Origin of the sequence: Enterobacter sp. SECR19-1250 (genome assembly GCF_013391025.1) — a bacterium.
Taxonomy (GTDB): domain Bacteria; phylum Pseudomonadota; class Gammaproteobacteria; order Enterobacterales; family Enterobacteriaceae; genus Enterobacter; species Enterobacter cloacae.
On sequence record NZ_JACASJ010000069.1, the window covers coordinates 1 to 12,206 of the forward strand.

General features: G+C 63.9%; 14 protein-coding genes. All 14 read right to left on the reverse strand.

Annotated features, from left to right (window positions below; translation table 11 throughout):
• Nucleotides 1-929: P-type conjugative transfer protein TrbL (gene trbL / locus HX884_RS17115; protein ID WP_178328522.1), on the reverse strand; the 929-nt coding region annotated here is incomplete at its 3' end.
• Nucleotides 926-1,255 carry a hypothetical protein gene (locus HX884_RS17120; protein WP_166159917.1) on the reverse strand — a complete coding sequence of 110 codons (330 nt, stop codon included), beginning with the start codon at nucleotides 1,253-1,255 and terminating at the stop codon, nucleotides 926-928. The genes trbL and HX884_RS17120, both read right to left, overlap by 4 nt.
• An 11-nt stretch (nucleotides 1,256-1,266) precedes the next feature.
• A complete protein-coding gene (gene trbJ, locus HX884_RS17125; RefSeq protein ID WP_003138979.1) occupies nucleotides 1,267-1,992 on the reverse strand; it encodes a P-type conjugative transfer protein TrbJ in 726 nt (241 codons plus the stop codon).
• On the reverse strand, nucleotides 1,989-4,442 hold the full coding sequence (gene trbE / locus HX884_RS17130; RefSeq protein ID WP_166159918.1) for a conjugal transfer protein TrbE: 2,454 nt from the start codon (nucleotides 4,440-4,442) through the stop codon (nucleotides 1,989-1,991). Before trbE ends, trbJ begins: the two co-directional genes overlap by 4 nt.
• Nucleotides 4,443-4,454: 12 nt before the next feature.
• Nucleotides 4,455-4,727, reverse strand: a complete 273-nt coding sequence (locus HX884_RS17135; protein ID WP_003138984.1) for a VirB3 family type IV secretion system protein — start codon at nucleotides 4,725-4,727, stop codon at nucleotides 4,455-4,457.
• A complete protein-coding gene (locus HX884_RS17140; protein ID WP_166159919.1) occupies nucleotides 4,724-5,113 on the reverse strand; it encodes a TrbC/VirB2 family protein in 390 nt (129 codons plus the stop codon). Before HX884_RS17140 ends, HX884_RS17135 begins: the two co-directional genes overlap by 4 nt.
• Nucleotides 5,110-6,180 (reverse strand): P-type conjugative transfer ATPase TrbB, encoded by a 1,071-nt coding sequence (gene trbB, locus HX884_RS17145; protein ID WP_166159920.1) that lies wholly within the window; start codon nucleotides 6,178-6,180, stop codon nucleotides 5,110-5,112. The genes HX884_RS17140 and trbB overlap by 4 nt, the downstream gene beginning before the upstream one ends.
• Entirely contained in the window at nucleotides 6,177-6,641 is a 465-nt protein-coding gene (locus HX884_RS17150) for a CopG family transcriptional regulator (RefSeq protein ID WP_142091868.1), read from the reverse strand. The genes trbB and HX884_RS17150 overlap by 4 nt, the downstream gene beginning before the upstream one ends.
• A complete protein-coding gene (locus HX884_RS17155) occupies nucleotides 6,638-8,638 on the reverse strand; it encodes a conjugal transfer protein TraG (protein WP_142091867.1) in 2,001 nt (666 codons plus the stop codon). The genes HX884_RS17150 and HX884_RS17155 overlap by 4 nt, the downstream gene beginning before the upstream one ends.
• 236 nt (nucleotides 8,639-8,874) lie before the next feature.
• The gene (locus HX884_RS17160; protein ID WP_025297938.1) at nucleotides 8,875-9,153 is read right to left on the reverse strand and encodes an EexN family lipoprotein; all 279 of its coding nucleotides are present in this window, start codon (nucleotides 9,151-9,153) and stop codon (nucleotides 8,875-8,877) included.
• 4 nt (nucleotides 9,154-9,157) lie between these two features.
• On the reverse strand, nucleotides 9,158-10,093 hold the full coding sequence (locus HX884_RS17165) for a LysR family transcriptional regulator (protein WP_022580529.1): 936 nt from the start codon (nucleotides 10,091-10,093) through the stop codon (nucleotides 9,158-9,160).
• Nucleotides 10,094-10,280: 187 nt separating this feature from the next.
• The gene (locus HX884_RS17170; RefSeq protein ID WP_142091866.1) at nucleotides 10,281-10,547 is read right to left on the reverse strand and encodes a hypothetical protein; all 267 of its coding nucleotides are present in this window, start codon (nucleotides 10,545-10,547) and stop codon (nucleotides 10,281-10,283) included.
• Nucleotides 10,548-10,674: 127 nt separating this feature from the next.
• A complete protein-coding gene (locus HX884_RS17175; protein WP_142091865.1) occupies nucleotides 10,675-11,313 on the reverse strand; it encodes a transmembrane anchor protein in 639 nt (212 codons plus the stop codon).
• Nucleotides 11,314-11,335: 22 nt separating this feature from the next.
• A complete protein-coding gene (locus tag HX884_RS17180) occupies nucleotides 11,336-12,073 on the reverse strand; it encodes a HupE/UreJ family protein (RefSeq protein ID WP_142091864.1) in 738 nt (245 codons plus the stop codon).
• Between the last annotated feature and the right edge of the window lie 133 nt (nucleotides 12,074-12,206).

A 12,206-nucleotide genomic window follows, 5' to 3' on the forward strand; every position in this document is an offset into this window, starting at 1 on the left:
GTCGGGGCCATGCGCGCACCAGCGGCCACCGCGCCGCCCACGCCCGTCGCGGCAGCACCGACGGCCACTGCCGTTCCGGCTGCGCCGACGGCGGCACCGGCCATCGCGCCCGCGCCGAGCTGGGGCGCACCGGACACGAGGCCCGTGGCGATGCCAGGGCCGAAGATCCCCAGCGCCAGTAAGGTGAGCGAAGCCAGCATGATGACCAGCGCGTGGTCGATGTTTGGCTCGGCGGGATGGACTTGGAATTGTGCGAACAGGCCCGAGCCAATGCCGACGATCACGGCCAGCACCAGCACCTTGATGCCGGAGGCCACCACGTTTCCCAAGACTTTTTCGGCCAGGAACGAGGTCTTGTTCCACAGCGCGAACGGCACCAGCACGAACCCGGCGAGCGTGGTCAGCTTGAACTCGATCAGCGTGATGAAAAGCTGGATCGCCAGCACGAAGAAGCACAGCACCACGACCAGCCACGCAAGGAACATCACCACGATGGGGTCGAGGTTCACGAACACCTCGGGGAAGCCCGCCATCTCGCCGATCTGCTCCAGAATCGGCGCTCCGGCGTCGATGCCGGTCTTGGCAAGCCGGCCCGGCTGCAAGAAGTTCTCCATCGTGATGGCCGAGCCGGTGGCGGTGATGCCCAATCCCGCAAACGAGCGGAACACGATGCTGGCCAGCCAGTTGAAGTTGTTGAGGATGTAGGCGAAGGCACCGACGTAGAGCACCTTGCGCAGCAGCTTGGCGATCACGTCATCGCCCTGGCCGGTGGCGTGGCTCATGGCCCAATACAGCCCAGCGATCGTCATGTCGATGACGATCAGCGTGGCCGTGAGGAACGCCACTTCGCCGCGCAGCAGCCCGAAACCCGAGTCGATGTAGGTGGCGAAGGTGTTGAGGAACTGGTCGATGATGGTCACGTCATTCATGGCGCGTCCTCCGGGGCGGGCAAGTCCGGCGCGGTGCCATCGGCCGGTTCCTCGAAGCTGGGCGGGATCGGCGGCAGGTCGGCCAGCGTCTGGTATTCATCCGGCCCGGCCTCGCCGGAAAAGAAGCGCCGCCGGAAGGCTTCGGCGGCGGCGCGGCAAGCGTCCTCGCCCGTGGCCTGCATGACCTGTTGCGGATGGGCCGCGCATTGCGCGCGCAATGCCTTGAGCCGCACGGGATCGGCGGCCAGGGCATCGGCGAGGTTGTCTGCCGGCTGCTCGCTGCAGGCGGCCAGCAGCACGGCACAAAGGACGAGGACGCATCGCATGTCGGCCCCCGTCAGTCGCGGTAGAAGTTGACGGACTGCGGCGTGTACGGCGTGCCTTCCCCGAGGAAGCGCCGCCGCACTTCGCGGGCGCGCTCGGTGGCCGCCGCCTGCCGCGCCAGTTCCAGCGAGGCGGCCCGGTCTTGCGTGATCTGGAGCCGCTGCGACTGGATCGACTGCTTGGCCTGCAAGGCGAGCAACTGGTTCATGGCCTGCATCGCCTGCAACGCGCCTTGCGCCGACTGGCTCTTGCCGACAAGATCGGCCAGCACGCTTTCGTCTTCGCCCAGGTTCTGGGACACCTGCGCCTGCATCTGCATGGTGGTCTGCAAGCCGTTGAGCGTGTTCTTCCACCGCTCCTGGGCGTCGCGGTACATCTGGTCGCCGCTGACGGTGGCAGCGTACTGCTCCGGGTACAGGCGGGCAAACTCCCGATCAAGGTTCGTCACGTCGTAGGCCAAGCCTCGCGCCTGGGCGATCAGCCGCTCGGTGGTCGCCAGGTTGGCGCGCAACTGGCCGACCACGCTGGACGGCAGGCTGGCGAGGTTGCGCGCTTGGTTCATCAGCATCTGCGCTTCGTTCTGTAGCTGCTGGATCTGGTTGTTGATCTGCTCCAGCGTGCGGATCGCGGTCAGCGTGTTCTGCACGAGGTTGGTGGGGTCGATCACGACCCATTGCGCATGGGCGGTGGCGGTGCAAAGCATGGCCGCGATGGCAGCGGCGACAAGGCGCTTCTTCATGGCAGGTTCTCCAAGGGTTGAGCTGCGAGGGAATCCGGCGCGAGGCCGGGGAACGAGGGCAGCAGGTCAGCCGCCCAATCGAGGCCGCGATGACGCAGCCAGGCGCCCGCGAAACCGGGGGGGCCGGCGTCCAGCAGCACGCGGTCTATGTCGCGCTGGTCTTGCGGCGTGGAAGCGCCCGCAAAGGCCAGCGTCGCCGGCCCCAGGTCGAGGTCGAACAGGCGGTTGCCGAGGCGGGATTGGTAGTAGTAGTCGCGCTTGGGCTGCGCGGTGGCGACGATCTCGATCTGCCGCCTGTTGAGGCCGAAGCCCTCGTAGATCGTGCGAATCTGCGGCTCGGTCGCCTGTGGGTTGGCGAGGAAAATGCGGCTTGCGCAGCTTTCGATGATCGCGGGCGCGATGCTGGAATCCTTGATGTCCGCAAGTGACTGGGTGGCGAAGATGACGCTGACGTTCTTTTTGCGCAGCGTCTTGAGCCATTGGCGGATGCGCGCGGCAAACACCGGGTCATCGAGGAACAGCCACGCTTCATCGAGGATCAGCAGCGTCGGCGCACCATCGAAGCGTTCGTCGAAGCGTGCAAAGAGGTAATGCAGAACGGCCATGACGGCGGCCTTGCTGTGCATCAGTTCTTCCATCTCGAAGCACTGCACGTCGGCCATGCCCAGCCGGTCGTGATCGGCGTCCAGCAGCTTGCCGTGCGCGCCGCCCAACACATAGGGCGCGAGCGCCTGGCGCAGCGCGTTGGACTGCAAGAGGACGGAAAGCCCGGTCATCGTGCGTTGCTCCACCGGCGCACCGGCAAGGCTTTGCAGCGCCGACCAGATGGCCGCCTTCTCGTCCGGGCCGACTGCCACGCCTTCGTGCAGCAAGCGTCCTTCGATCCATTCCGCTGCCCAGCTGCGGTAGCCCTCGCGGTCAATGCGAGCCAAGGGCTGAAAGGCGATTTCGCCATCCATGCCCAGGTCGTAGTGCTCGCCGCCCAGCCCGAGGATGGTGGCGCGCATGGAGCGCCCCATGTCGAACGCGAAGATGCGCGAGCCGCGATAGCGGCGGAACTGCATCGCCAGCGTGGCGAGCAAGACCGACTTGCCCATGCCAGTCGGGCCGGCGACCAGCGTATGGCCCACGTCGCCGATGTGAGTCACCAGCCGGAACGGCGTCGCGCCATCGGTGCGCGTGACGATCAGCGGCGGGCCGTCGAGGTGGTCGTTCTTCTCCGGCCCGGCCCATACCGCCGACACTGGCATCATGTGCGCCAGGTTCAGCGTCGAGACGATGGGCTGTCGGACGTTGGCATAGGCATTGCCCGGAATGGACGATAACCACGCATCCACAGCATTAAGCGTTTCGGGAATGGTGACGAAGCCGCGCCCCTGAATGACGCGCTCCACCATGCGCAGCTTCTCGTCGGCTGCGCCGGCGTCCTCGTCCATGACGGTGACGGTCGCCGTCAGATAGCCAAAGGCGACTTGATCGCTGCCCAGCTCCTGCAAGGCGGCATCGGCGTCGGCAGCCTTGTTGTTCGCATCGGTATCGACCAGCGGGCTTTCCTGCTGGAAGATCGTTTCGCGCAGCAGCGCGATGACGTTCTTGCGCTTGGCGAACCACTGGCGGCGCAGGCGCCCCAATTCCCGTTCCGCCTCGGATTTGTCGAGGCACAGAAAGCGCGTACTCCAGCGATACCCAAATCCCAGGCGGTTGAGGTCGTCCAGAATCCCCGGCCAGGTCGAGGTCGGGAAACCGCGCACCGACACCACGCGCAGGTGCCGGTCGCCCAGCATGGGTGCTAGGCCGCCGACCAGCGGCGAGTCGGTCAGCAGCGCGTCGATGTGGAACGGCACTTCAGGCACGCCGACGCGGTAGTGCCGCGTCGAGATGGTGGCGTGCAGATAGGTCAGCGTCTGGCTGTCGTCCAGCCAGGAGACTTCCGGCATCACGCCATCGAGCAGGTCAAAGACCCGATCCGTTTCCGCAACGAAGGATTGCAGCCGCTCGCGCCAGTCCACGCCATTCGTCGGCGTGTTCTCGTAGAGCATCTTGGCGGCTCGGGCGCGCGACTCCTCCGGCGGCAGGTATTGCAGCGTGAAGTGGTAGATGCTCTCGAAGTGGCTGTCCGACTCCTCGAACGCCGCACGTCGTTCCTCGTCCACCAGCCACGACAGCGGCTCGGGAAACGAGGACTGCGGATAGCGCGATGCCCGCATCCGCTCGGCGTCGATATAGAAGGCCCAGCCAGAGCCGGTGCGGCGAAGCGCGTTGTTCTGCCGCGCCGCCGTGGCGATCAATTCGCCCTGCGTCGCACTGTCCAAGTCGGGGCCGCGGAACTGGAACGATCGTTGAAACGAGCCGTCCTTGTTCAGCACCACGCCCGGCGCGACTAGCCCGGCCCAGGGCAGCCAGTCGGCGAGCAGCGCGGGCCGCTGGCGGTATTCGGCGAGGTTCAGCATGGCGGCATCCCCTCACACGTCCAGCAGCGGGCGGTGCTTGATGTGCCGGGCGAACACGGCCATGAACTGCGGATCGACGCGCGCACCCCAGACCGCCAGCGAATGGCCGACGATCCAGAGCACCACGCCAGGAATCCACAGTTGCAGGCCCAGCCCGACGGCGGCGGCCAGCGTGCCGTTAGCAATCGCCACGGTGCGCGGTGCGCCGCCTAGCAAGATCGGCTCGGTGAGCGAGCGATGCAAAGGCACCTCGAACCCGGCCGCGAAGGTATCCGGGCCGCTCATACGACAGCCCCGCCGGAGAAGCTGAAGAACGACAGGAAGAAGCTCGAAGCCGCGAACGCGATGGACAGGCCGAACACGATCTGGATCAGCTTGCGAAAGCCGCCCGACGTGTCGCCGAACGCGAGCGCGAGGCCCGTGGCGATGATGATGATGACGGCCACGATGCGCGCCACCGGCCCTTGGATCGACTCCAAGATCGACTGCAAGGGGCCTTCCCAGGGCATCGAGGAACCGGCGGCCTGCGCGGTTCCGGCCAGGAACAGCAGCAGCGCGGCCAGCATCAGTCCTTGCCCCGCAGGGCGGGCCAGGCTATGCAGCCGCGCGAGGCCGGACAGGTTGAAATGCGGATTTACGGAATCACGGAAAGCATGGGCGTGCGTCGTCATGGAAGTTCTCCAGAAAGGTCGAGGGATGGGGAAGTCGCCGCAACGGGTGCGGCATCGGGAAGCGGCGGCAGCTCGGGAAACGGCGTCTCCAGCGCGTCCGCCAGTTGGTAGCCCACGCCGTCGAAGCCGACGACGCGGGCGATACTCTCGATGCGGCGCTTGCGCCCGCGTCCGGCGATGTGGATCACCACGTTGACCGCCTCGGCGATCAGCGCACGCGGCGGATTCACCGCCACTTCGAGAATCAGTTGCTCCATGCGCAGCAGCGCGCCCAGCGCGGAACCTGCGTGGATCGTGGCGATGCCGCCGGGGTGGCCCGTGCCCCACACCTTGATGAGATCCAGCGCCTCGGCGCCACGTACCTCACCAACGACCACGCGATCAGGCCGCAGGCGCATGGACGAGCGCACCAGCTCGGTCATGGACACCACGCCGGCGCGCGTGCGCAGCGGCACGTGGTCGCGGGCTGCGCATTGCAGCTCTACCGTGTCTTCGAGCACCAGCACGCGGTCGCCGGTGGCGGCGATTTCGGCGAGCAAGGCATTGGCGAGCGTGGTCTTGCCGCTGCTGGTGGCCCCGGCGATCAGGATGTTCTGGCGCTCGCGCACGGCGCGCACCAGAAAGCCCGCCTGGGCGGCGGTCATCATTCCGTCCACGACGTACCGCTCCAGCGGGATCACGCCGATGGCGCGCTTGCGCAACGCAAAGGCCGGCCCCGGCGCGGCGGGCGGCAGGATGCCCTCGAAGCGTTCGCCGGTTTCGGGCAGTTCGGCGGATAGCAGCGGCTGGCCGCGATGCACCTCCGCGCCGACGTGGGCCGCGACCAAGCGGATGATCCGCTCGCCATCGGCCTCGGGCATCTCCACGCCCATCGGCGCGCGGCCCGACGACAGGCGATCCACCCAAAGGGTGCGGTCGGGGTTGAGCATGATTTCCACCACGTCGGGGTCTTCGAGCGCAGTGGCGATCAGCGGCCCCATCGCCGTGCGCAGCATCTGGATGCGCCGGTCGAGCGAGGCCGCAGCGGACGAGCGTGGCTCGGGTGGCAACTGCGAAACGGCGCTCATGACGCACGCTCCCGCGCCTGGGCGGCTGCCGCCGCGTCCTCCATCCGCACCGGAGCGGGGTTCAGTTCCTCCACCACGTCGCGCACCAGGCTCCGTCCACGCATCAGGTGGCGGCCAAGCTGCTCGGTGAACTGCTCGAAGCGCGCCTTGCCCTGGGCGCGAGCTGCCTCTTGATGCGCCTCGGGAACCGGCGTGCTGACGGTCAGGTAGTAGCGGATGAACAGCGCCAGCGTCTCGATGGCGATGTTCTGGTCGCGCTCCATGCGCTCGGCCTGGCGCGACAGCCGGTCGAGCCGCTTGGCGATGGCCGCTTCGCGCTGGTCAGCAGCATCGGGCGATAGCCACGATGCGAGCGCCGCCGCGACGATGGACGACTTGGATACGCCTTTCTTGGCGGCCAGTTCATCAAGCCGCTGGGCGTGCTCGGGCTGGATAAAGAGATTCAGGCGGTAGTGGCTCATAGCTCAATTCCGTCGTTGGGGTCGAGGGACGCCAGCCGGGCCGTGCGCTGCATGGCCGGATCAAGTTGGCGAGGAAGGGGAAGCGGCAGGTCGTCGTCGTCATCGAACAAGCCGAGGTCGGCCGCGGGCGCGGCCAGCTCCGGGTCGTAGGCGACGGCCTCGGAGAGTTCGGGCTGACGGCGTGGGCCGCCGTCGTCGGCGGAACCGAGGCCATCGGCGGATGCCGTGGCCGGTGCGGTGGGCGTTGGTGGGATTGCCAGCCCGCTCCAGTCGTCGGCGCGCAGCGGCGGCGCGTCGGCGTATTGGCAGTCCGCCAGCGCGGGCGGCGGCAACACGCGCCGCTTGAAATTGGCGTCGGCGTAATAGCGCAGCTTCCGGGCCTTGATCGGCGCCACGCTGGACACCATCACCACCGCCTCGTCCGGCGGTAGCTGCATGACTTCGCCCGGTGTCAGCAGCGGGCGGGCCGTCTCCTGGCGCGACACCATGAGGTGCCCCAGCCACGGCGCGAGCCGGTGGCCCGCGTAGTTGCGCTGTGCGCGCAGCTCGGTGGCCGTGCCCAGCGTCTCGGAGATGCGTTTGGCGGTGCGCTCGTCGTTCGTGGCGAACGTCACGCGCACATGGCAGTTGTCCAGAATCGAATGGTTCTGGCCGTAGGCTTTGTCGATCTGGTTGAGCGACTGCGCGATGAGGAAGCTGCGGATGCCGTAGCCCGCCATGAAGGCCAAGGCCGTCTCGAAGAAGTCGAGCCGGCCCAAGGCCGGGAACTCGTCGAGCATCAGCAGCAGCTTGTGGCGGCGCTCGATGCCGTCGCTGCCGTCGAGCGATTCGGTGAGCCGGCGTCCGATCTGGTTGAGGATCAACCGGATCAAGGGCTTCGTGCGGCTGATGTCCGAAGGCGGCACCACCAGGTACAGCGATACGGGGTGCTCGGCGGAAATGAGGTCAGCGATACGCCAGTCGCAGCGCGAGGTGACTTCGGCCACCGTGGGATCGCGGTACAGGCCGAGGAACGACATGGCGGTGCTCAACACGCCGGAACGCTCGTTGTCCGACTTGTTGAGCACTTCACGCGCAGCGGATGCCACCACCGAATGCGGCCCATCGCCCAGGTGGGGCGTGGTCATCATCCGGTGCAAGGTCAGCTCGAAGGGGCTGGCCGGGTCGCTGAGGAAGTTGGCGATGCCGCGCAGCGTCTTGTCCTCGCCCGCATAGAGCACATGCAGGATCGCCCCGACCAGCAGCGCGTGCGAGGTCTTCTCCCAATGGTTGCGCTTCTCCAGCGCGCCGTCGGGATCGACCAGAATGTCCGCGATGTTCTGCACGTCGCGCACTTCATGCGCGCCGCGCCGTACCTCCAGCAGCGGGTTGTAGGCCGCCGACTTTGCATCGGTCGGGTTGAACAGCAGGCAGTGGCTGAAACGGCTGCGCCAGCCGGCGGTGATCTGCCAGTTCTCCCCCTTGATGTCGTGGATGACCGCCGAGGCCGGCCAGCTCAACAAGGTGGGAACCACCAGGCCGACACCCTTGCCGCTGCGCGTCGGCGCGAAGGTCAGGACGTGTTCCGGGCCTTCGTGGCGCAGGTACTGGCGATCGTACTGGCCGAGGAACACGCCGACCGGCTGCGTGAGGCCCGCCTTGCGAATGTCCTGCGCATTCGCCCAACGGGCCGAACCGTAGGTCGTGACCAGGCGTGCCTGTCGCGAGCGCCAGACCGACATGGCAATGGCGACGGCCACGGCGACCATGCCGCTGCCACCGGCGATGGCTCCGCCCGTGTCGAAGATTTCCGGGGTATAGGCACCGTAAGAGAACCACCACTCAAACAGCTTCCACGGGTAGTAGATCGGCGTGCCAAGAAAATCGAACCAGGGCGAGCCAAGGCGTAGCTGATAGCCAAGGGCTGCTGCTGTCCATTGTGTGGCGCCCCACACTCCGGCGATCACGATGCCGAATACCACGGCGATCTGACCGAACAGCACGTTCGTCCCTTGCATGACCTGGCCTCCGATTTCTCCTGCGCTGATTCCTCATGGAAGAAGCGGCACAAGGACGTGCCGCAGGCGTCAGGATCGGTGTCGGATCAGTGCCGGTCAAAGACCGTTTAGAGCAGAAAGGTCGAGGAAAAAGAAAGAATTAGTGCTGCGGTAGGCCAAAGAAAAACGCCGCAAGCGGTAGCGCATTGCGGCGTGTCGAGAAGAAAAATGAAGATGATGCAGCGAGTTGCCAACAATCAGAACTTGGGCGATTCCTTCGGTGGTGTGTATGGCGTTTGGCCGTCGCCATAGAACCGTTTGCGCGTAGCTTCCGCCACGCGGTTGCACAGCACTTCGCCCAGCTTGGCGCGGTCGGTCTTGCACTGCTGCCGCAGTTCCTTGAGCCGCTCGGGGTTGGCCGCGAGTTCTTCCACCGTCGGGACGTTGACTGTGGAATCAGCGGGCTTCTGTGGCGTCTCGGACTGGCCGCAGGCAGCCAATGCAGCCATCAGCAAGAACGGGATGATTTTCTTCATGGCATCATTCCTCCGAAGCATCGGGATTTCGACCTCGTATCGGCCTTGGGGGTTCCAGAGATTCGATGGTCTGTACGCGCTCAATGAATCTTGCCAGTTCGTCGGATAGATCACCGTCAAGATGAAGCAAGTACGTCGTCAACGGTGGCACGCGCTGCGCCAGCGGACGGGCCACGACACCCGGCTCACGGCTGGCGGCAATGTGTGCGGCGCCGGCCAGCCCGAGCGCGAAACCAGCCGATACCAGCGCCATCATCAGGTCGCAAGAAGCAACACGTTCTGCAATCAAAGGCTCCATCTCAGTATGGCGAAGCACTCGTTCGACATGCTTGGCGTGGCCTTCGCACACTTGCGGATCGCACAAGACCAATGGGTAGCGCAGCAGCTCATCCAAGGGGATGCGTTTGTGGGCCAGCAACGGATGCCGGCCAGGAACCGCGACCATCAGCGTATCGCTCCAGGCAGGTACGGTGACGATGCCATCACCAACCTCGTTGGACTGGGCGAATCCCACGTCGTACAGATCGCTATGAAGCCCCTTGATCTGCTGTGACAGGGGCACCTCGAAGAATCGGATTTCTACCTCAGGTTCTTCCTGGCGACAAAGTACGAGCAAGGCAGATAGACGCGATGGCGTGATGCCATCGGACAACGCCACGCGCAACTGCCCGTGAAAGCCGTTGGCCGCCGCCTTTACGCTCTCCCGAGCCTGTTCCACAGCAGCGAGTACGCGACGAACATGCTCCAAGAACAACTTGCCAGCGCGGGTCAGCCTGGTGCTGCGGGTGGTGCGGGCAAACAGCACAACACCCAGTTCTTCTTCCAGTTCCTTGATGGCTCGGGACAAGGGCGATTGCTCAATGTGCAGTTTCTCTGCGGCACGGGCGAAGCGAAGCTCCTCAGCTACGGCGAGAAAATACTTCAGGTGTCTCAACTCCATAGAATATTCACTCCCTCCGAGCCGACATAGCACTTGCTCCTCGGTTAATGCTAGAACCATGATTCGTCACCTAGGCCAGTGCTGAGTATTGGCAGCTCCGAGCAGCCGAGCGAGGGTCAAGGCGGAGCTTGCCAACTCAATCAGGCGGTGGCCGTGACCTTGTGAGTCACGGCCACAATCTGAAAAATCAGTTCTTACCGTCGGACGATTGACGGGGTGCCGGAGTCGGCGTTGCAGCCGGCTTCTTCTTTGCGGCGGCATCGCATTGCTCTTTCAGCTTCTTTACTTCGGGGTAAGCCACGTCGCTGATGTACCGCTTCGTATCTGCCAACTGCTCGCAGGTCTTCGGCATGGCCTTCTCATCGTCGTTATGCGCGCCGGGGTGGGCCATCGCAAGCGGCGAAGCGAGCGATGCGCTGGCCAGGGCGGCAATCAAGAACGGACGAATATTCATTTCACTATCTCCTTGGGTTAAGCCCAGCCTTCGCGGCTGAGCGGAAAACTACGGCCTCCTGTTGCGTGTCTGCTATATCAGCAGGAGGGCCGGAGTACATGGGCATTCGCCCCTGTCTTTTTGATGACTACAAGACGCGCTTCATTTCTGCGTATTGACCGCGAGCGCGGACAACCACAGTCACATCGGCATCCCCACGGTTTCGCCAGAACCAGCCGTGATTGCCGTTAAAGGCAGCCTGGATCGAACCATCATCTGCGGGCACGGCACGGCCTTTCTCGTAGCTGATCGACTGTCCACCGCCATCGCCGTGGGTATCGAAGTTCACTACGCCACCTTCGGCAATCCAACTGAACTCAGCTTTCTCGCCGGCCTTCATACTCAACTTCACTTCGGCACCTTGGCCCGGCTTTAGGACAACGCGCACCTCATCGCGCCACGCAGAATCGTTCGCCAACTGAGGGGTGCCTTGTGTCTGCGCCGGCGTGGCTATGCTGGCATTCCCTGTGCTCGTGCCGGCGGCCCTGGCCTTGGCTGCGTCCATTGCTGCATCTGCCGCGGCTTCTTTAGCTAGCTGGGTCTTGATTTCCCCCATTTCCGTCAGCCCGAGAGCGCGGCCAATCCCTGTCGGGTCGATTGCATATTCGGAGGGAAGGACGATAGCTATCAGAATTGCGACGGCGGCAACGAGCGCAATGCACGTTGATCGCAGCAATTGTTTCGATGTAGGTAGGTCGTCAAGAGTTGGCTTTGATACGTTGAACATAAAGGTTTTCTCCGTGCGGGGTTCAGGAAACGAAGTAGCCGGTGATTTGGTAACCGATCAGAATGAAGCCGGCACACATCATTGCCACGTTTGCGGTGTATGCATGACGCCAGAAGCTCGCTGTTCGGCGCCAGTAGCTCATTGCGATCAAGATCGTGCCGAGCGCAAGCAACTGTCCCATCTCAACGCCGACATTGAATGCCAGTAGATTGGGAATCAGGCCGTCAGGTGAGATGTTGTATTCGATGATCTTGGTGGATAGTCCGAATCCGTGGAACAGACCGAATACAACTGTGGCGGCTTTTGTATTCGGTTGAAAGCCAAGCCATCGTTGAAAGGCGCCAATATTGTCGAGCGCCTTGTAAACAACCGAAAGGCCGATGATCGCGTCGATGATGTAGCTGTTGATTCCGACGTTGAAATACACACCAAGTAGCATCGTGGTCGAGTGGCCGATGGCAAATAGCGTCACGTACAGGGCGACATGTTTCATCCGGTATAGGAAAAAGATCACGCCGAGTAGAAACAGAATATGGTCGTACCCCGTCGCCATATGCTTCGCCCCTAAATACATGAAGGGGATAATATTGATGCCAGATATTTCTTGGATGTATCCCTTATCGCCCTCGGCAACAGCATGGGCCAGAGCCTGGTTTGCACTGGCGAACATGAGGAGAAGCATTGCCGTTAGAAATAGGAGAATACGTGCCCGGGTTGATGGATGGCGGCTCGGCATTACTTCAATTAGTCTTTCGTGCATGTATCTCATACCTTGAATAAACTCAGAAAAATCCTTTGATTGAGCGCGGGAAAGTGGCTTCTCATTCTCCGCGCTCCTGCGATTAGGGTGAAGAAATCGACGCGCTTACGATGGCGTGTCCTCCGGGCTCAGT

Bases quoted from the DNA above. Each gene is read 5' to 3' on its own strand.
- HX884_RS17175 (WP_142091865.1), bottom strand. From the start codon at position 11,313: ATGTTCAACGTATCAAAGCCAACTCTTGACGACCTACCTACATCGAAA.
- HX884_RS17120 (WP_166159917.1), bottom strand. From the start codon at position 1,255: ATGCGATGCGTCCTCGTCCTTTGTGCCGTGCTGCTGGCCGCCTGCAGC.
- HX884_RS17150 (WP_142091868.1), bottom strand. From the start codon at position 6,641: ATGAGCCACTACCGCCTGAATCTCTTTATCCAGCCCGAGCACGCCCAG.
- HX884_RS17165 (WP_022580529.1), bottom strand. From the start codon at position 10,093: ATGGAGTTGAGACACCTGAAGTATTTTCTCGCCGTAGCTGAGGAGCTT.
- HX884_RS17140 (WP_166159919.1), bottom strand. From the start codon at position 5,113: ATGACGACGCACGCCCATGCTTTCCGTGATTCCGTAAATCCGCATTTC.
- HX884_RS17170 (WP_142091866.1), bottom strand. From the start codon at position 10,547: ATGAATATTCGTCCGTTCTTGATTGCCGCCCTGGCCAGCGCATCGCTC.
- trbE (WP_166159918.1), bottom strand. From the start codon at position 4,442: ATGCTGAACCTCGCCGAATACCGCCAGCGGCCCGCGCTGCTCGCCGAC.
- HX884_RS17160 (WP_025297938.1), bottom strand. From the start codon at position 9,153: ATGAAGAAAATCATCCCGTTCTTGCTGATGGCTGCATTGGCTGCCTGC.
- trbB (WP_166159920.1), bottom strand. From the start codon at position 6,180: ATGAGCGCCGTTTCGCAGTTGCCACCCGAGCCACGCTCGTCCGCTGCG.
- HX884_RS17135 (WP_003138984.1), bottom strand. From the start codon at position 4,727: ATGAGCGGCCCGGATACCTTCGCGGCCGGGTTCGAGGTGCCTTTGCAT.
- trbJ (WP_003138979.1), bottom strand. From the start codon at position 1,992: ATGAAGAAGCGCCTTGTCGCCGCTGCCATCGCGGCCATGCTTTGCACC.
- HX884_RS17180 (WP_142091864.1), bottom strand. From the start codon at position 12,073: ATGCACGAAAGACTAATTGAAGTAATGCCGAGCCGCCATCCATCAACC.
- HX884_RS17155 (WP_142091867.1), bottom strand. From the start codon at position 8,638: ATGCAAGGGACGAACGTGCTGTTCGGTCAGATCGCCGTGGTATTCGGC.